This window comes from Rhizobium tumorigenes (genome assembly GCF_003240565.2).
Classification (GTDB): Bacteria; Pseudomonadota; Alphaproteobacteria; order Rhizobiales; family Rhizobiaceae; genus Rhizobium; species Rhizobium tumorigenes.
Genome location: NZ_CP117255.1, coordinates 38,859 through 57,345 on the forward strand (window position 1 = coordinate 38,859; position 18,487 = coordinate 57,345).

Annotated in this window: 21 protein-coding genes; 16 read left to right on the forward strand and 5 right to left on the reverse strand. The window is 60.2% G+C overall.

The window, feature by feature from the left end:
* The first annotated feature begins 16 nt into the window (after positions 1–16).
* The 10 genes from PR017_RS00200 (at position 17) to trmB (ending at position 9,998) form a co-directional block, all read left to right on the forward strand.
* On the forward strand, positions 17–445 hold the full coding sequence (locus tag PR017_RS00200) for a Fur family transcriptional regulator (protein ID WP_111216460.1): 429 nt from the start codon (positions 17–19) through the stop codon (positions 443–445).
* A 125-nt stretch (positions 446–570) separates the two neighbouring features.
* A complete protein-coding gene (olsA, locus tag PR017_RS00205) occupies positions 571–1,368 on the forward strand; it encodes a lyso-ornithine lipid O-acyltransferase (RefSeq protein WP_111216462.1) in 798 nt (265 codons plus the stop codon).
* Between the two features lie 49 nt (positions 1,369–1,417).
* Entirely contained in the window at positions 1,418–2,809 is a 1,392-nt protein-coding gene (gene miaB / locus PR017_RS00210; protein WP_111216464.1) for a tRNA (N6-isopentenyl adenosine(37)-C2)-methylthiotransferase MiaB, read from the forward strand.
* 29 nt (positions 2,810–2,838) lie between these two features.
* On the forward strand, positions 2,839–3,894 hold the full coding sequence (locus PR017_RS00215) for a PhoH family protein (RefSeq protein WP_111216466.1): 1,056 nt from the start codon (positions 2,839–2,841) through the stop codon (positions 3,892–3,894).
* A 15-nt stretch (positions 3,895–3,909) separates the two neighbouring features.
* Positions 3,910–4,416, forward strand: coding sequence for an rRNA maturation RNase YbeY (ybeY, locus tag PR017_RS00220; protein ID WP_111216468.1), 507 nt, complete (start codon positions 3,910–3,912; stop codon positions 4,414–4,416).
* 8 nt (positions 4,417–4,424) lie between these two features.
* Positions 4,425–5,600, forward strand: coding sequence for a hemolysin family protein (locus tag PR017_RS00225; RefSeq protein ID WP_111216470.1), 1,176 nt, complete (start codon positions 4,425–4,427; stop codon positions 5,598–5,600).
* A gap of 93 nt (positions 5,601–5,693) precedes the next feature.
* The gene (gene lnt, locus PR017_RS00230; RefSeq protein WP_111216472.1) at positions 5,694–7,295 is read left to right on the forward strand and encodes an apolipoprotein N-acyltransferase; all 1,602 of its coding nucleotides are present in this window, start codon (positions 5,694–5,696) and stop codon (positions 7,293–7,295) included.
* 158 nt (positions 7,296–7,453) lie between these two features.
* The gene (locus PR017_RS00235) at positions 7,454–7,873 is read left to right on the forward strand and encodes a helix-turn-helix domain-containing protein (protein WP_111216473.1); all 420 of its coding nucleotides are present in this window, start codon (positions 7,454–7,456) and stop codon (positions 7,871–7,873) included.
* A gap of 179 nt (positions 7,874–8,052) precedes the next feature.
* Entirely contained in the window at positions 8,053–9,291 is a 1,239-nt protein-coding gene (gene metK, locus PR017_RS00240) for a methionine adenosyltransferase (protein ID WP_111216475.1), read from the forward strand.
* A gap of 5 nt (positions 9,292–9,296) precedes the next feature.
* Positions 9,297–9,998 carry a tRNA (guanine(46)-N(7))-methyltransferase TrmB gene (gene trmB / locus PR017_RS00245; protein WP_111216477.1) on the forward strand — a complete coding sequence of 234 codons (702 nt, stop codon included), beginning with the start codon at positions 9,297–9,299 and terminating at the stop codon, positions 9,996–9,998.
* 102 nt (positions 9,999–10,100) lie between these two features.
* Here the strand turns inward: trmB and PR017_RS00250 are convergent, their stop codons facing one another.
* Complete coding sequence (locus PR017_RS00250) at positions 10,101–10,478, reverse strand: VOC family protein (protein ID WP_111216479.1); 378 nt, start codon at positions 10,476–10,478, stop codon at positions 10,101–10,103.
* A gap of 182 nt (positions 10,479–10,660) precedes the next feature.
* On the opposite strand from PR017_RS00250, the gene PR017_RS00255 reads away from it, so the two are divergent.
* Positions 10,661–11,059 carry a winged helix-turn-helix transcriptional regulator gene (locus PR017_RS00255; RefSeq protein ID WP_111216481.1) on the forward strand — a complete coding sequence of 133 codons (399 nt, stop codon included), beginning with the start codon at positions 10,661–10,663 and terminating at the stop codon, positions 11,057–11,059.
* A 145-nt stretch (positions 11,060–11,204) separates the two neighbouring features.
* Here the strand turns inward: PR017_RS00255 and PR017_RS00260 are convergent, their stop codons facing one another.
* Together PR017_RS00260 and PR017_RS00265 are read right to left on the reverse strand one after the other, a co-directional pair.
* Positions 11,205–11,462: a BQ00720 family protein gene (locus PR017_RS00260; RefSeq protein ID WP_111216483.1), complete on the reverse strand. Its 258-nt coding sequence runs from the start codon at positions 11,460–11,462 to the stop codon at positions 11,205–11,207.
* Between the two features lie 49 nt (positions 11,463–11,511).
* Positions 11,512–11,943, reverse strand: a complete 432-nt coding sequence (locus PR017_RS00265; RefSeq protein WP_111216485.1) for an Hsp20 family protein — start codon at positions 11,941–11,943, stop codon at positions 11,512–11,514.
* Positions 11,944–12,177: 234 nt separating this feature from the next.
* Between PR017_RS00265 and PR017_RS00270 the strand changes: the two genes are divergently transcribed.
* Positions 12,178–13,122 (forward strand): nucleoside hydrolase, encoded by a 945-nt coding sequence (locus PR017_RS00270; protein ID WP_111216486.1) that lies wholly within the window; start codon positions 12,178–12,180, stop codon positions 13,120–13,122.
* A gap of 138 nt (positions 13,123–13,260) precedes the next feature.
* Here PR017_RS00270 and PR017_RS00275 read toward each other — a convergent pair whose 3' ends face one another.
* Both PR017_RS00275 and PR017_RS00280 read right to left on the reverse strand, forming a co-directional pair.
* A complete protein-coding gene (locus PR017_RS00275; RefSeq protein WP_111216488.1) occupies positions 13,261–14,160 on the reverse strand; it encodes a ribokinase in 900 nt (299 codons plus the stop codon).
* A 47-nt stretch (positions 14,161–14,207) separates the two neighbouring features.
* On the reverse strand, positions 14,208–15,401 hold the full coding sequence (locus PR017_RS00280) for a DNA recombination protein RmuC (protein WP_111216490.1): 1,194 nt from the start codon (positions 15,399–15,401) through the stop codon (positions 14,208–14,210).
* Positions 15,402–15,608: 207 nt separating this feature from the next.
* Between PR017_RS00280 and PR017_RS00285 the strand changes: the two genes are divergently transcribed.
* From PR017_RS00285 to PR017_RS00300, 4 genes are all read left to right on the forward strand, one after another.
* Positions 15,609–17,114 carry a globin-coupled sensor protein gene (locus tag PR017_RS00285; protein ID WP_111216492.1) on the forward strand — a complete coding sequence of 502 codons (1,506 nt, stop codon included), beginning with the start codon at positions 15,609–15,611 and terminating at the stop codon, positions 17,112–17,114.
* Between the two features lie 87 nt (positions 17,115–17,201).
* Positions 17,202–17,717, forward strand: a complete 516-nt coding sequence (def, locus tag PR017_RS00290) for a peptide deformylase (RefSeq protein WP_111216494.1) — start codon at positions 17,202–17,204, stop codon at positions 17,715–17,717.
* A 97-nt stretch (positions 17,718–17,814) separates the two neighbouring features.
* Positions 17,815–18,057 carry a plasmid stabilization protein gene (locus tag PR017_RS00295; protein ID WP_240538826.1) on the forward strand — a complete coding sequence of 81 codons (243 nt, stop codon included), beginning with the start codon at positions 17,815–17,817 and terminating at the stop codon, positions 18,055–18,057.
* Positions 18,054–18,473 (forward strand): type II toxin-antitoxin system VapC family toxin, encoded by a 420-nt coding sequence (locus PR017_RS00300; protein ID WP_111216498.1) that lies wholly within the window; start codon positions 18,054–18,056, stop codon positions 18,471–18,473. Before PR017_RS00295 ends, PR017_RS00300 begins: the two co-directional genes overlap by 4 nt.
* The last annotated feature ends 14 nt before the right edge of the window (positions 18,474–18,487 follow it).

An 18,487-nucleotide genomic window follows, 5' to 3' on the forward strand; every position in this document is an offset into this window, starting at 1 on the left:
CCAGAAGACGACATCGATGACAGATATTGCCAAATCGCTCGAGGAGCTCTGTGCCGAACGCGGCATGCGCATGACCGAGCAGCGGCGCGTCATCGCTCGAATCATTGCAGATGCCGAGGATCATCCCGATGTCGAGGAACTGCATCGCCGCTCGGTGAAGATCGATTCGAAAATCTCCATCTCTACGGTTTACCGCACGGTGAAGCTGTTCGAGGACGCCGGCATTATCACCCGCCACGATTTTCGAGACGGCCGTTCGCGCTATGAGACGGTTCCGGAAGAGCACCACGATCACCTGATCGACCTGAAGACCGGCGACGTCGTCGAATTCCATTCGCCGGAAATCGAGGCTTTGCAGGAACGTATCGCCCGCGAGCACGGCTTCCGCCTTGTCGGCCACCGGCTGGAGCTCTATGGCGTGCCGATCAAGAAGGACGAGCACTGAGTGCCTGATGTCTACGACAGGGCCGGACGAAGCTTATGCATTCGGAAACCGCAGCTTTGCGGTGAGGGTGTTATTGGGCAGGCGGTGGTAGGTACGCACTCCAATACACTTGATGAGGCACGGCCTTGATCCACCGGCTTCGCCTTGCCTTCGGTCTGCTGCTTGTGGTGGTCGCCAGCGTTTTCCTGCTGCCGCTGCAATGTATCTGCCTCTATTTTGACTGGAAGCTGCGTCGCTACCTGCCGCGCCTCTGGCACCGCCTAGTCTGCTATGCCTTCGGGCTGCATATCCGCGTTCACGGCGCGCCGGATCGTCGAAGGCCGTTGATGCTGGCATCTAACCACTCGTCCTGGCTGGATATCCTGGTGCTGTCGGCGGTTGCCGATGTTGCCTTCATCGCGAAGATCGAGGTGCGCGACTGGCCGATCTTCGGACTGTTCGCGCGGTTGCAGAAGACGGTCTTCGTCGTCCGAGAGCAGAAGCGCAAGACGGGCGAGCAGGTGAACGAGATTGCCGAGCGCATGGCCGGCGGCGAGATCGTCGTGCTGTTTCCGGAAGGCACAACATCGGACGGCAACCGCCTGCTGGAGGTGAAGTCCTCGCTGTTCGGGGCGGCGGCGGCGGCTCTTCCGGCCGCACCCGAAGGCGTGGTGCACGTCCAGCCGGTCGCGGTCGCCTATACAGGCATCCACGGCATGCCGATGGGGCGCTATCACCGGCCCGTTGCCACATGGCCGGGAGACATCGAGATGATGCCGTCGCTGAAGGGCGTGCTTGCCTGCGGCGCAATCGATGTCGACGTGCATTTCGGTGAGACGGTCGATTATCGCGCCGACAGCAACCGTAAGCAGGTCGCAGCCGAAGTCACGGAGCGTATTCGCGCCCTGCTTTCGGGCCTGCTACTCGGTCGCCACAAGACCTGACACTCAAGATTGTCTTTTCACACCGTCAAAAAACCACTAGATAGCCGCCATGACCCAGGACAGCGCCCTTCTGATCGCCCCGGAAACCCGTGATGGCAGCAACAGCCGCAAGGTCTTCATCAAGACCTACGGCTGCCAGATGAACGTCTACGACTCCACCCGGATGAGCGACGCGCTGGCGAAGGACGGCTACGAGCCGACCGACGACATGGAAGAGGCCGACCTCGTCCTCCTCAACACCTGCCATATCCGCGAGAAGGCGGCCGAAAAGGTCTATTCTGCCCTTGGCCGGCTTCGCGACATGAAAAAGCGCAAGGCCGCAGATGGTCGCGAGATGATGATCGGCGTCACCGGCTGCGTCGCCCAGGCCGAAGGCGAAGAAATCCTGCGCCGGGCGCCGGCCGTCGATGTCGTCATCGGTCCGCAGACCTACCACCGCCTGCCGGACGCGTTGCGCCGCGCCAAGGGCGGAGAGCGCGTCGTCGATACGGAATATGCCATCGAGGACAAATTCCTGCATCTGCCTATGGCCGAAAGCGCGAAAATCCGCGCCCGCGGCGTCACGGCGTTCCTCACGGTGCAGGAAGGCTGCGACAAGTTCTGCACATTCTGTGTCGTGCCTTACACACGCGGTTCAGAGGTTTCCCGGCCAGTGTCGCAGATCGTCGACGAGGCGGAGAAGCTGGTCGCCGGCGGCGTGCGCGAAGTGACGCTGCTCGGCCAGAACGTCAACGCCTGGCACGGCAAGGGACCGGATGGCGAGGAGTGGAGCCTTGGCGACCTGCTGTATCGGCTTGCCGACATTCCGGGTCTGGCGCGGCTGCGCTATACCACAAGCCATCCGCGCGACATGGACGACAGGCTGATCAATGCCCACCGCGACCTGCGTATGCTGATGCCCTATCTGCATCTGCCGGTGCAGGCCGGTTCCAACCGCATCCTAAAAGCGATGAACCGCCGCCACACTGCGGCCGACTATCTGGCGCTGGTCGAGCGCATCCGGGCCGTGCGCCCGGATATCGCGCTGTCCGGAGATTTCATCGTCGGCTTTCCGGGGGAGACAGATGAGGATTTTGAGGATACGCTCACCCTCGTCAAGGCCGTGCGCTATGCACAGGCTTACTCATTCAAATATTCGACGCGTCCCGGTACCCCCGGCGCGGACTTGAAGGATCAGGTGCCCGAAGAGATCAAGGCTGAACGGCTGGAACGGTTGCAGGCGCTTCTCACGCGCCAGCAGCAGGAATTTGCCGAAGCCTGCGTCGGCCGCGTGGTCGATGTGTTGCTCGAAAAGCCCGGTCGCATGCCTGGACAGTTGATAGGTCGCTCTCCGTGGCTGCAATCCGTGAATGTTGATGCAAAGGCATCGCAAATCGGTGACATTATCAATGTACGAATCACCGGGACAAGCACCAACAGTCTCTTTGCAGAGCAGGTGTAGGTCCGAGATTGGCAAAGGAGCTTGACCGCTTGAACGCACAAGAATTGGTTTCCTCTACTCCGCGCCAGTCCCCTGCCGCGACCGACGCCAATCACTTCGTTCTGACTTTCGAAAACAACAGGTTCGCCAGCGAGCTGTTCGGTCAGTTCGAACAGAACCTGAAGCTGCTCGAGGAGCGGCTGAAGATCAACGTCCGTGCTCGCGGCAACTCCGTCGTCATCACCGGCGATGTGCTGGCCACCAACCAGGCCCGGCGCACCCTGGATTACCTCTACGAAAAATTGCAGAAAGGCGGCAGTGTCGAGCCATCCGACGTCGAGGGCGCCATCCGCATGGCGCTGGCGGCCGATGACCAGCTGATCCTGCCGACCATGGAGCGCAAGGCCAAGCTGACCATGGCCCAGGTTTCGACCCGCAAGAAGACCATCGTCGCGCGCACGCCGACGCAGGATGCCTATCTCCGTGCACTCGAGCGCTCGGAACTGGTCTTCGGCTGCGGCCCGGCCGGTACCGGCAAGACCTATCTTGCCGTGGCGCAGGCCTGCCAACTGCTGGAACGCGGCGCGGTCGAAAAGATCATCCTGTCGCGCCCGGCTGTGGAAGCTGGCGAACGGCTGGGCTTCCTGCCTGGCGATATGAAAGAGAAGGTCGATCCCTATCTGCGGCCGCTCTATGACGCGCTTTACGACATGATGCCGGGCGACAAGGTCGAGCGGGCCATTATCGCCGGCGTCATCGAAATCGCGCCGCTCGCCTTCATGCGCGGCCGTACGCTGGCCAACTCCGCCGTCATCCTCGACGAGGCGCAGAATACGACCTCAATGCAGATGAAGATGTTCCTCACCCGTCTTGGCGAAAACTCGCGGATGATCGTCACCGGCGATCCGAGCCAGATCGATCTGCCGCGCGGCGTCAAATCCGGGCTGGTCGAAGCGTTGCAGTTGTTGACCGGTGTCGAGGGCATTTCGGTCATCCGCTTCAAGGATACCGACATCGTCCGACATCCGCTCGTTGGCCGCATCGTACGCGCCTACGATACGATGTACGCGACGCCCGAGACCGAAGAGGCCGATCGGCAGAGCTGATGCCGGCATGAAGCCATGACCAGACTGGATATACAGATCAGCATCGAGGAGGGCCGCTGGCCCTCCGAGGAAACCCTTCAGGCAATGGCCGAGCGCGTGCTTGGCGATGCCGCAGACTTTCTGCAGACGGAGGTTCATCAGCCTTTTCCATCGATGGACCCCGAACTTTCGCTGGTTTTCACCGACGATGCCTCGATACGCGCCATCAACTACGAATGGAGACAGCAGGACAAGCCCACCAATGTCCTGTCGTTTCCGGCTTTTCCCCTTGCTCCCGGCGGCATGCCTGGTCCCATGCTGGGCGATATCATCATCGCCCGCGAGACGGTGGAGCGCGAGGCGGTCGATCTCGACAAGGGCGTGGACGAGCATCTCACTCATCTGATGGTGCATGGATTGTTGCATCTGTTCGGCTACGACCATATGAATGATGAAGACGCCGAACTGATGGAAGGTCTTGAGACTCGCATTTTGGCGAGACTTGGCCTAGCAGATCCCTATGCGGGTCAAGACCCGATCTGATTGGAACCATGAGCGACTTTACAGCAAAACCGGCCACTGACGCCAAAGAGCAGGACGCATCCTCCGACGAGGCGGCGAGTAGCAACGGCAGGGCGGGACACAAATCCCAATCCACCTTCTGGAGCCGTGCGGCGCGTGTGCTGCGTCCGGCACAGGGCTCGCGCCTGCGCGAGGATCTCACCGACGCCCTGATGGTGAACGGCACCGACGATGACGGTTTTTCGGCCGACGAACGGGCGATGCTGCACAATATCCTGCGCTTCCGGGAGGTGCGTGTGGCCGACGTCATGGTGCCACGCGCCGATATCGAGGCGGTCGATCAGAGCCTGACCATCGGTGAACTGATGATCCTGTTCGAGGAAAGCGGACGTTCGCGTATGCCCGTCTATTGCGATACGCTCGACGATCCGCGTGGCATGGTGCATATCCGCGACCTGCTTTCCTATGTTGCCAAGCAGGCGCGCAACAAGCGCCGGGTCGGCGCCAAGGCTGCGGCAATCGATCCGCAGGTCGCCGCTGTTGCTGCTGAGAAGGCCGAAAAGGCACCGCGTTCCGCCAAGCCAAACTTCGATCTCGCCCGCGTCGATCTTCGCAAGACCGTTGCCGAAGCCGGTATCATCAGGAAGATCCTGTTCGTGCCGCCGTCGATGCTGGCTTCCGACCTGCTTCGGCGCATGCAGGTCAACCGCACCCAGATGGCATTGGTCATCGACGAATATGGTGGAACAGACGGTCTCGCCTCGCATGAGGATATCGTCGAGATGGTCGTTGGCGATATCGACGACGAGCACGACGACGAAGAGGTCATGTTCAAGCAGGTCTCGGAAGACGTTTTCGTCGCCGATGCCCGCGTTGAACTCGAGGACATCGCCCGGGCTATCGGCTCAGACTTCGATGTCAGCGAGGAAGTGGACGACGTCGATACGCTGGGTGGCCTTATCTTCTCGGCGCTCGGTCGCATTCCGGTGCGTGGTGAGCTTGTCCAGGGGCTTCCCGGGTTCGAGTTCCAGATCCTCGAAGCTGATCCGCGTCGCATCAAGCGCGTCCGCATCACCCGGAAGCGCCATCCGGTCCGCCGTCGCCCCGTCAAGGGTGAAGTGGAGGCATCCGGTAATGACAAGGACCATCCGGCTGTCGACGGGCCGTCCGATGGCGGTGCCGTCAATCGCAACGCAGCAGGCTAGGGCTGCTGCTCCAAGCCTTTAAGGGACAAACCGCGCCTTTTTTGAAACACTGCGCAACGGGTTTGATTCGTGGTGTTTCAAGGGAGAGCGTGCATGGAATGGCTTGCGGACAGGGTCATCCTGGTCTGGGGTTTCAGGCGTGCCCTGCTTGCCATCGGTGCCGGCGCTATCGGCGTTTTGGCGCTCCCACCCTTCGGCTTCTTTGCCGCAATGTTCGTCTCTTTCACGCTGCTTGTCTGGCTGCTTGACGGCGCGGCTGCCTCTCCAGGCAGCGGTATCCTCCGCCGTCTGTGGCCAGCTTTCGTTACCGGCTGGCTGTTCGGTTTCGGCTATTTTGTCGCCGGCCTTTGGTGGCTCGGCCATGCGCTGATGATCGACGCCGAGCAGTTCGCCTGGGCCTTGCCCTTGGCAATTCTCGGGCTGCCGGCGTTTCTCGCGATATTCTACGGGCTCGCTTCCGCGCTGGCGAGGCTTGTCTGGTCCGACGGTCTGGGACGAATCGCGGCACTGGCTTTTGCATTCGGCCTTATCGAATGGCTACGCAGTTTCGTCTTTACCGGCTTTCCCTGGAATGCCATCGGCTATGGCATGATGCCGACGCCGCTGATGATGCAGTCGGCCCACCTGATCGGCATGCTGGGGGTGACGGTGCTGTCCGTTTTCGTCTTTGCCGCACCGGCGCTGTTGGGCACCCGCAACGGCGCCATCCCAGGCATCACGCTCGCCGTCATCCTGTTTGCTGCCCATCTCGGCTACGGCTACTACGCACTACACCTGCCGGAGCCTGCCTTCCGGGCCGATGCCAAGGCGCCGGTCGTGCGCGTCATCCAGCCCGATATCGACCAGGAGGCAAAGCAGGACAGTGACGGCGATCGCAACGCGATATTTGAGAAGCATCTGGCGTTGTCAGCGGCGGCACCGAAGGATGGTGGCAAGCGGCCGGACATCATCGTCTGGCCGGAAACGGCACTTCCCTTTCTCCTGACCGACAACCGGGACGCCCTGACCCGCATTGCGGACGTGCTCTCCGACGACCAGATCCTCATCACCGGCGCCGTGCGGGCCGAGGACATGGGGCCGGGGACGCCGCCGCGCTACTACAATTCGATCTACGTAATCGATGGCCGCGGGCAGATCATCGGCGCTGCGGACAAGGTGCACCTGGTGCCGTTCGGCGAATATGTGCCTTTCGAGAGCATCCTCCAGAATTTCGGCATCGCCAACATCGTCCAAATGCCGGGTGGTTTTTCAGCTGCCGCTCGCCGCCCGCTGCTGAGCCTGCCATCAAGCATCCGGCTCTACCCGCTGCTCTGCTACGAAATCATCTTTCCTGAAGAGATGACGCCCGATATCGCCAAGGCCGACGCCATCGTCAATGTCACCAATGACGGCTGGTTCGGTGACACACCCGGACCCTATCAGCATTTTCAGCAGGCCCGTGTCCGCGCCGTAGAGTATGGCCTGCCGCTCATCCGCAGCGCCAACAGCGGAATTTCTGCCCTGGTCGATTCTCATGGACGGCTCGTCGCGGGTCTTGATCTCGGCCAGCAGGGATTCGTCGACGCCACCTTGGGTAGCGTAGACCAAACCAAAATAGGCGAAAAACTGCGGGTTCTGTACTTCTGGTTGGCACTTGCGTGCATGGGTCTGATTGCGGTGATTTCACGCATGGGTTTTATTTCAGCCCTGAATTGACCTAAAACCCCTAAAAAGGCATAGTGGTCCACGACGCCAGTCTTTACGTAAGATGGCGATCAAGCGAATATGGCTCTGCAACGTGGCGTTATATAAGCATGGTCGGGGGAAGTGGGGGCGAAGAAGCCGATTCAACCAGAGCTAGTTAGGGCATTATAATGATCGAAAATAAAAAGAAGCCGAATCCAATCGACATCCACGTCGGTAGCCGGATCCGTCTACGTCGTACCATGCTGGGCATGAGCCAGGAAAAACTTGGTGAAAGCCTTGGCATCACGTTCCAGCAAATCCAGAAATACGAAAAGGGCACCAACCGCGTTGGCGCCAGTCGTCTTCAGAACATTTCCAGCATCCTCAACGTGCCGGTCTCGTTCTTCTTCGAAGACGCACCCGGAGATCACTCGACGTCGGCTAGCGGCATGGCTGAAGCCTCGAGCTCCAACTACGTGGTCGACTTCCTGTCATCCTCGGAAGGCCTTCAGCTCAATCGTGCTTTCGTCAAGATTTCGGATGCAAAGGTCCGCCGCAAGGTCGTCGAACTGGTTAAGGCACTGGCTGCCGAAGCCGACGCCGAGTAACCACCGGCTACATATGAAGACGCAAAGGCGGTCATTTTGGCCGCCTTTTGCATGTTTGGCGCAAAAATCTTAACCGGAAAGTGGGATATAAAGATATATCCATGTCCTTCTGTGCCTTGTCATTCGGCTTTGAACTGACTAACACAGACCCAGCTTTATTCTTTGAGGGGAATTCCCGCATGCGTGCCAACTACCTCTTCACCAGTGAATCTGTTGCCGAAGGTCACCCGGACAAGGTCTGTGATCGCATCTCCGACGAAATCGTCGATCTGGTCTACCGTGAAGCGGCTAAGACCGGCATCGATCCCTGGAGCGTTCGCATTGCCTGCGAAACCCTGGCGACCACCAACCGGGTCGTTATCGCCGGCGAGGTCCGCCTGCCGCCGAGCCTGATGAAGAAGGACAAGGACGGCAAGGACGTTATCAATCCGGCCAAGTTCAAGACAGCCGCCCGCAAGGCGATCAAGGACATTGGCTACGAGCAGGAAGGCTTTCACTGGAAGACGGCGAAGATCGACGTGCTGCTGCACTCGCAGTCGGCCGACATCGCGCAAGGCGTCGACAACGCATCCGACAAGCAGGGCGACGAAGGCGCTGGCGACCAGGGCATCATGTTCGGTTACGCCTGCCGCGAAACGCCGGACCTGATGCCGGCACCGATCTACTATTCGCACTTGATCCTGCAGTTGCTTGCCACAGCCCGCAAGAAGCATGAAGGCGAAGCCGGCAAGCTCGGCCCGGATGCCAAGAGCCAGGTCACCGTCCGCTACGTCGACGGCAAGCCGGCCGAAGTCACCTCGATCGTTCTGTCGACCCAGCATCTCGACGAAAGCTGGGATTCCGCGAAGGTCCGCTCGGTCGTCGAGCCCTACATCATGGAAGCATTCGGCGACCTGCCCGTTGCTGCCGACTGTGCCTGGTACATCAATCCGACCGGCAAGTTCGTCATCGGCGGTCCCGACGGCGACGCCGGCCTAACAGGCCGCAAGATCATTGTCGACACCTACGGCGGTGCTGCTCCGCACGGCGGCGGCGCCTTCTCCGGCAAGGACACCACCAAGGTCGACCGCTCGGCTGCCTATGCGGCCCGTTATCTCGCCAAGAACGTCGTTGCGGCCGGTCTCTCCGACCGTTGCACCATCCAGATCGCCTACGCGATCGGCATTGCCCAGCCGCTGTCGATCTATGTCGATCTGCACCAGACCGGCAAGTACACCGAGGACCAGGTCGAAGCTGCCATCCGCAAGGTGATGGACCTGTCGCCGACCGGCATCCGCCGCCATCTGGACCTCAACAAGCCGATCTATGCCAAGACCTCTGCCTATGGCCACTTTGGCCGCAAGGCCGGTCGCGACGGCTCCTTCTCCTGGGAAAAGCTCGACCTCGTCAAGCCACTCAAGGAAGCCATCAAGGCCTGAATGTCATGAACGATACCGAGCGCCGATCGCGGGCAACGGAAGCCTTCTACGGTCGGCGCAAGGGCAAGCCTCTGCGCGGCCAGCAGGCCGGGCGGCTGGAAACCCTGCTGCCCGCCTTCATGGTCGACCTCGACACGCCTGCGCCTGCTTCTCTCCAGACGCTGTTTCCGGTTCCGGTCGACAGACTGAGGCTGGAGATCGGCTTTGGCGGCGGCGAGCACCTGATTCACCGGGCAAAGGAAAACCCGACGACCGGTTTCATCGGTGTCGAGCCCTTCGTCAATTCCATGCAGAAGCTGCTTGCCCATGTCGAGGAAGCCGGTGTGCAGAACATCCGCGTCTACAACGACGATGCCACGCAGTTGCTCGATTGGCTGCCGGACGCCTGTCTCGACCACATCGACCTGCTCTATCCGGATCCGTGGCCGAAAACGCGCCACTGGAAGCGCCGCTTCGTCTCGGCGGTCAATCTCGCCCGCTTCCACCTCGTCCTGAAGCCCGGCGCAACATTCTGCTTCGCCTCCGACATCGACACCTACATCAACTGGACGCTTCAGCACTGCCACGCCCATGGCGGCTTCGAATGGACAGCGAAAAACGCCGCCGACTGGCTCACCCCCTATGACGGTTGGCCCGGCACGCGCTACGAAGCCAAAGCCAAACGCGAAGGCCGATCCTCGGCCTATCTGACGTTCATGCGGGTTTGATTACCTCCTGAAACTTTCATGCCGACAATCTGCAACTCCCAGCAGCGCAAGCAAATTCGGCACCTGGGACCGGACGCACAACCGCATGCCGCAGTGGCGGGATCAACTCTTGTGGACAACTTCGAACGAATAGCCATCAGGATCGATGACATCGGCGGCGTAATAACCGGGATAATACTCAAGCCGCGCCCGTGGAGAGATATTGTCGCGCGCGCCGGCGGCGATGGCCACTTCATAAAATCTATCCACGAGGGCGTTGCTGACCGCTTTGAAACCCCAGTGAATAGCGTCAGGATTGGGTGTCCCTTGCTTCAGCCAGAAAATAGCGCTTTGACCGTCGCCAAAACCCCAGAGATCAGGGTGGCCGTTTTCACCTTTGTAGGGCACGAAAAATCTGATGTTCAGCGGCTCCAATACGGCTTCATAAAACGCCAGCGAAGTCTTGATGTCTCTGACGGTCAGGATGATGTGGTCGAGCATGATGACGTCCTGTCTTCTGGATTTATACGTTCGAAAAAGCTGTACTACCTCTGATCCAGACGACCACAGATTGGTTGTCTTCCCTTCGGTGCTAAGCTAACTTTTCGTAAGTAAATTGTACGTCGATAGCTGTTTCTCCACAAGAACGCACGTTCACCGCTGCTACGAACAGGAAAGTAAGTATGGGAAAGATCATCGCGAAAAAGCAGCTGGCGCCCGGGCTCCTGTGCGGCCACGAAGACCCGATCGCCTTCCGTGAGCTGCTAACAAAGGTCGGAGACAAGTGGAGTATTTTCGTGATGCTTGCGCTCTCCATGCTGCCGGGTGAGCGGGCCCGGTTCTCGGAGCTTAATAGATCGATACCCACTATTTCCGAGAGAATGTTGGCACTCACGCTCCGCAACTTGGAGCGGGACGGTCTGGCTATCCGGGAGATTTTCGCGGAAGTGCCGCCACGGGTGGAATATGAGCTGACCCCCATGGGCCAGAGCTTGCTGCCAGCCCTCCAAGGCTTGGTCGACTGGGTCGGGCACAACGCGAATAACGTCAAGGCGGCACGAGCGGTGTTTGACTCCCGGTAGCAGAATACCTGCAGCAGGAGATCCGCCGGTCCCGCTATGACCGCCGCGCCGCTTTAAGAGCACGTCGGATTTGGCGAACGACATTCAAATTTTGCGTTGAGGGGAAGAGGCCCGTTGGCACTTGCCGCCTGGGCCTGCTGCAAAGTCAGTGCAGGCTGACCGTCTTCAACTCGTCTTCTGCAGCCTTGTAAAACGTGCTGGAACGGTTGTCGGTCAACAGGATGGGGGTGCCGTCGGCGCCGAAAAGGGCCCATAGATCAACTGTAGGATCAATGTCCGGAGCTTCCGGGAAGCAGCGGGATACGTCCTCCTGGCGGATCTTGCGGACATAGGCGACTTCGCCGCTGCCGAGCGATACGAGTTCGTTTTCGGTGAGGCGTGCGGTGGCTTCTTTGAGTAACATTTCCCGTTCCTCCAGCGTGGGGGACCAACGGCTCGGATTCGCCGTTGCCTTACTCTGGGACCGAAATGTTAATTTTCTTCACCCCACGCGGCGGTTCCGGTCTGATAAGATCGACCGAAAGCAGACCGTTTTTCAATGCCGCACCAAGGACATGCATTCCTTCGGCCAATACAAAGACGCGCTGAAACTGCCGGGCAGCGATGCCCCGGTAGAGATAGTCACGTGCCTCTTGCTCGATCTGCCGGCCGCGAATGATCAGCTGGTTTTCTTCTGTCGTCACTTCGAGTTCGTCCTCGGTGAAGCCGGCAACCGCAAGCGTGATGCGCAATCGCTCCGGCTCGCCGGTAGCCGGTTCGGCCCGCATTCGCTCGATATTATAGGGCGGGTATCCATCGCTGATCTTGGAAATCCGCTCGAGCGTCTTCTCCATGGTGTCGAAGCCCAACAGGAGAGGGCTGGCAAAAGGCGTCATACGGCTCATCTCTACAAGTCCTTGGTTGTCAAGCGACCCTGCCGGACCTGCATCTCAGCATCCGGATGGCCGCAATATGGGCATTGCCTGCTTTCGGCGCAAGCGCGCCGCAGGATGCAATCGAATCCGCCAGGATATTCGCTGCCACGACGGTTGCAGCACTTGCTTGACAAAAGCAGTTCGAATGGCGTCAAAAAGGGGCGGAACAGGCGCAGGGACGCCGCAGTCAGCAGGGAAGAGGACGTGCGTTTGGCAAGGAAGATCATCATCGATACGGATCCGGGACAGGACGACGCAGCAGCTATCATGCTGGCGTTCGGCAGCCCGGACGAGCTTGAAATTCTCGGTATCACCACCGTCGCCGGCAACGTGCCGCTGCCCATGACCAGCCGCAATGCGCGGATCGTCTGCGAGCTTTGCGATCGCCGCGACATCAAGGTCTTTGCCGGTTGCGACCGGCCGATTGCCCGGGCGCTGGTGACTGCGGAGCATGTGCACGGCAAGACGGGGCTCGATGGACCGGAGCTTGGAGAGCCCACTATGGCGCTGCAGCCGCAACACAGCGTCGACTTCATCATCGAAACACTGTTGCGCGAGCCCGCTGGCACGGTGACGCTTTGCACCCTCGGCCCGCTCACCAATATCGCCACCGCCTTCCGCAAGGCGCCGGAAATCGTCGGTCGCGTCCAGGAACTGGTGATGATGGGCGGCGGCTTCTTCGAGGGCGGCAACATTACGCCGGCCGCCGAGTTCAATATCTTCGTCGATCCCGAGGCGGCCGACATCGTCATGCGATCCGGCGTACCGGTGGTCATCATGCCGCTCGATGTCACCCATCAACTGCTGACCCGCAAGGACAGGGTCCGCAAAATCGCCGACATCGGCACCGCGCCGGCCAAGGCCATGGCCGAGATGCTGGAATTCTTCGAGCGCTTCGATATCGAGAAATACGGCTCAGACGGCGGCCCGCTGCACGACCCGACCGTCATTGCCTACCTGCTGAAGCCAGAGCTTTTCGACGGACGCACCTGCAATGTCGAGATCGAGGTCAACTCGGAGCTGACCATCGGCATGATGGTCGTCGACTGGTGGTACGTGACAGACCGCAAGCGAAACGCCCGGTTCATGCGATCGGTCGACGCCGACGGATTTTTCGCGCTGCTCACGGAGCGCTTTGCGCGGATCTGAGAGTTCGGAACAGAGTTTAAGGCCGCCGGATTGTTCCGGTGGCCTTTGTCATTTCGGTCAATTCCCGCCTTTTATAGCACTGCTAAGTTTGCCGTACATTCCGGGCGGAACCACACCAGATTATCCGTGAAACACCGATCAGAGCCTTGCGGCGACCGCTTCGGCCAGAGGTATCGATGGCTGTGCTCCGGCTGAAAGGCATGCGAGGGAGCCGGCGACGGCGGCGCGACGGAGTGCGGCCTCGAAATCCAGGCCCTGGTCGAGGCTCGCGGCGAAATATCCGCAGAATGTGTCGCCGGCACCGACCGTGTCGATGGGCTCGATAACGAGGCCCATGGCGCGCGACAGTACGCCATCTCTTATGGCAACCACACCGTCGCCGCCGAGCGTAACGATGAGCGTCTGCCCGGTTTCCCCATGCAGTCGGGTCATTGCCGCTTCACGGTCGGCAGCCGTCATTCCGTCCTGGCCTGCCAGAAGCTCGAATTCGGTTTCGTTGGCGATGACCATGTCTGCCATCCGGCCGAGCCGTTTGGCATCTGATGTCAGCGGCGCGAGATTGAGGATGGTCTGGACGCCGGCGGCCTTGGCAGCGCCAAGCGCCGTCTCCACCGCATTACCGGGCACCTCAAGCTGCAACATGAGAATATCGCCGGCCTTCAGTCCGGCCACCGCAGCAGTGGCGTCTTCGGCGGTGACGGCACCATTCGCAGCGGGCACCACAACAATCACGTTTTCACCGTCGCCGCCGACAAGGATGAGTGCCGTCCCGGTTGGGCCCTCGACATGCTTTACCGCGCCGAGATCGGTGCCGGTTTCTGCCAGCAGCGCCAACGCAGGCTCGGCAAAACCATCGGTGCCGACAGCGCCGGCCATGCGCACCGTTGCGCCAGCGCGTCGGGCGGCCAGCGCCTGGTTTGCACCCTTGCCGCCGGCAGCCGTTGCAAAGCCGTTGCCGGCGACGGTTTCCCCCGGCTTCGGCAGCCGGTCCGTGGTGGCAACGAGGTCCATGTTGATGGAGCCGAATACTGTGATCATGGGAATGCCTGCTCTGCTGGAATATCGGCGCGACACTGCCGAAGCGCTTAGTCCTCGTCAACCACCCTCAGCTTCAGAAGTCCAGTACGGCTTTCGACGCTGCGTGATGGTTCTGCCGGCTCGCGTACCGCCTCGGAGTGCTCTGTCAGGTCCAGTGCCTCGATCTTCTGACCGCGCCTCGCAAGCTTCGAGGAGGACGTGGCGATCATCTCGACATCCTTCTGGGCAGCGGAGAAATGTCCCTGGAGTTTGGTGACCCGCTCATCGAGACGACCGAGATCGGCCATCAGCAGCGCCACTTCTCCTTGGATGAGATGTGCCTGCTCGCGCATCCGCTGGTCCTTCAGGACAGACTGGATCACCTGGATCGACAGCATCAGCAGGGACGGGGAGACGATGACGATCTGCGCGCGGTGCGCCTTCTGGATGATAGTCTCGAACTTTTCGTGAATTTCGGCAAAGATCGACTCCGATGGTACGAACAGAAAGGCAGTGTCCTGGGTCTCACCCTTGATCAGATATTTCTCGGAGATATCGCGGATGTGGACTTCCATGTCGCGGCGAAACTGTTGGCCGGCGATGCGTACCATTTCCGGGCTGGAGGCCGCGCGGATGGCGTTCCAGGCTTCCAGCGGGAATTTTGCATCGACCACCAGGGGCGGCAGTCCGTTTGGCATATGGATGATGCAATCGGGCCGCGACCCGTTCGACAGCGTGTGCTGGAAGGCATAGGCGCCGAACGGCAGGCCGTCGGCAACGATGGTCTCCATCCGTGCCTGGCCGAAGGCGCCGCGCGTCTGCTTGTTGGACAGGATCGCCTGCAGCCCGACGACATCCTTTGCAAGCGACTGGATATTGGTCTGTGCGGCATCGATGACCCCGAGCCGTTCCTGCAGTTTCTGCAAGTTTTCATGCGTCGATTTCGTCTGTTCGTTGAGCGTGCTGGTCACCCGGTGCGACATCCCGTCGAGACGCTGGTTGACGGCGTGGTTGAACTCCGCCTGGCGACTGCCGAACACCTCGGTCATCGTCGCCAGACGGCCCCGCATCTCGGCCTGAAGCCGCAGCATCTCCGCCATCCGCTGCTCCGCCTCAGCTGCGCGAAAATCCATCTCGTCGTCGCTCTGCCTTCTCCCGGCACTGCGGACCAGCAGGATGACGATGACAAGAACGAGCAGGCCGACCGCGCCGTACAGCAACTGCACCGTCTGGAAGTCGGAACCAAAAAGGGAGATCGTCATGGCATCCTGGCGATAGTTGAAGATCGCCGGACTATAACGCCAGTGCGGCTAAAAGCCAGATCAAAACGTGAACAATTTAAACTGTCTATACCGGGCGAAATCTGGGTAACAAAGTTAACGGATGGTCAATGCAAATCGGTCAAGTCTGGCAGATTGCCTTTACCTGCACGCTTGGCGTGCGGAAGCCTCATTCAGACCGAGATCAAGATGAAAGCTGCGCCCGACACATCCACCCTCAGACAACGCCTGGACTTCATCGAGATTGACGACGCCACCCGCGAGACCCTGCGCGAAATGCGCCCGACGCTTTCGGAGCTCCTCGGCGGCGCGCTCGACAAGCTCTATGCGAAGATGGGCCGGACACCCGCAATTTCCCATTTCTTCCGAGACAAAGCCCACATGGACGGCGCCAAGGCGCGCCAGGAAAGCCACTGGGGACATCTGTCGAATGGACAATTCGATGCCAACTACGTGGCCGGCGTGACTGCTGTCGGCAAGACCCATGCGCGCATCGGCCTCGAGCCAAGCTGGTACATCGGCGGCTACGCCCTGGTGCTGACGGAACTGATGCATGGCATCATGGAGAAGCATTGGCCATCGCGCTTCGGCAAACGCCACGCCCCAGGCCTGTCGAACAAGCTGGCGGCCGTCGTCAAGGCGACTTTCCTCGATATCGACTACGCGATCTCCGTTTACCTCGCCGAACTGGACGAGAAACGCCAGGTCCTGGAGCAGGATCGAACCCGAGCGGAGGCCGATCAGCGCATGGCCATGGAGCATTTGAGCCGTGGCCTCGAATCTCTGTCCAAGGGCGACTTCGAGGCGGTATTGCCGGAGAACCTTCCGGGTGCCTTTCAGAAGATGGCCAGCGACTACAACAACGCGGTAGCGGCGCTCCGCCATTCCATCGGTGGTGTTCGCGCCACGTCCGAAGGGGTGTTGAGCGGTACGGACCTTATGTCGAAGGCGACGGATGACCTTTCCATGCGCACGGCGCAGCAGGCCGCCGGCGTCGAGCAGAGTTCTGCCGCGCTGCAGCAGCTGGCTGTCAGCGTCGGCCAGACGGCATCCAATGCGGCCAGGGCCTCCGTTGCCGTAGGCGAAACCCAGCAGCAGGCGAAAAGCTCTGGCGATCTCGTCAACAGCGCCGTTGCCGCCATGGCTGAGATCGAGAAATCCTCCACCGAAATCTCGAAGATCATCGGCGTCATCGACGAGATCGCCTTCCAGACCAACCTTCTGGCGCTCAACGCCGGCGTTGAGGCAGCCCGGGCCGGCGATGCCGGAAAGGGCTTTGCCGTTGTGGCGCAGGAGGTACGGCAGCTGGCGCAGCGCTCGGCCAGTGCCGCCAAGGAGATCAAGGACCTGATCTCGCAGAGCTCGACCCAGGTCCACGCCGGCGTCACCATCGTGTCCAGCACCGGCCTCGCCCTTGCGGACATGATCAGCCGGATCGACGGCGTCAACAAGTTTGTCGGTGACATTGCCGCTGCTGCCAAGGATCAGGCAATCGGCGTCGCCGAGGTCAGTGCGGCCGTGCGCAACATGGATACGATAACCCAGCAGAACGCAGCGATGGTCGAACGCACCTCCGCCGAGACACGGCACCTGCGCAATGAGGCGAATACTCTGGTCGCCCTTCTCAGCGGCTTCAAGACGCAAGCCGATATCCGCAATGGCAACATCCAGGGCGAGAAACGTCGCGCGGCCTGAGCGGCCATCAAATATGGCCGCAAAAAACCCGTTTTGCGGCCATGTTCATAATTCCCTCCCAAACAAAGATGGGCTATGGGAGACTTTATGACGATCAAGCCTCTTATCATTCTCCCCGATCCGCTGCTGCGCGTAGTCTCGAAGCCTTTCGAACGCTTCGACGCCGAGACCAAGCGGCTGGCAACCGATATGCTGGACACGATGTACGACGCGCCGGGCATTGGCCTCGCTGCCGTGCAAATGGGTGTCGACCGGCGCATGCTGGTCATCGACCTTTCGCGCGAGGGAGAGGAGAAGACGCCGCTGGTGTTCATTAACCCCGAGATTGTCGCGTTGTCGGAAGAGCGGTCGGTCTATGAGGAGGGCTGTCTCTCCATCCCCGACTACTACGCCGAAGTCGAGCGCCCGGCAGAGGTGACGGTCGCGTATTTCGATGTCGAAGGCGTCAAGCAGACCGTTAAGGCCGACGGCCTACTTGCCACCTGCCTGCAACATGAGATCGACCACCTGAACGGCGTCCTCTTCATCGACCACATCTCGCGGCTGAAGCGCGAAATGGTCATCAAGAAGTTCACCAAGGCCGCCAAGACCAAGGCCGGCTGAAGCCCAGATTGAAAGTCTTGGCAGCGTCACCTATGATACAGGAGATATCAGGGAGGCGCCTATGGGTAATCTATTGATACGCAATATTTCGGAGACTATGGAACGCGATATTGCCGCTCGCGCTGAAAGAAATGGCACAAGCGTATCCGACGAGGCCAAGGGTCTATTGGGAAAGGCAATGCTGTCGTCGGTGCAGCCATCCGATAAGCCCGCTCGTTCCGCGTGGGATGTCCTGCGGCCAATCCTTGTCGATGAGACCGACGAATTTGCTGATATGATGGAAGAGATAGAGGCGGAGCGCAAAAAGGACTTCGGCCTTCCTGCCGAGAACGAGGAGTGATCGTTCTAGACACTAATGTCATCTCGGAAATTCGAAAACCGGCGCCAAGCGAGGCAGTCACAATTTGGATGATGCGCCAGCCCGATGACGAGCTGCGGCTCTGCGACATCGTGTTGATGGAGCAGGCTTACGGTGCAGAACGCTATCGGTTGAAGAACGGCTCCGACCGCTACAGCCAGAGACTCAATAACTTGATAGTGGCGTATAATGGCCGGGTTCTTCCGTTCGATCACACCGCCGCTGTTTTAGCAGGTCATCTCCGTGCAAAGCGCGAAGCTGCTGGTAGACCTGTATCGGTCCAGGACGCCATGATCGCTGCGATCTGCCTCTCGCATGCCGCGATGCTGGCGACGCGCAACACAAAAGATTTCGAGGGGCTTGATCTCGTTCTGATAAACCCGTTTGAAGGTGGCTAAATCGTAACGACGGA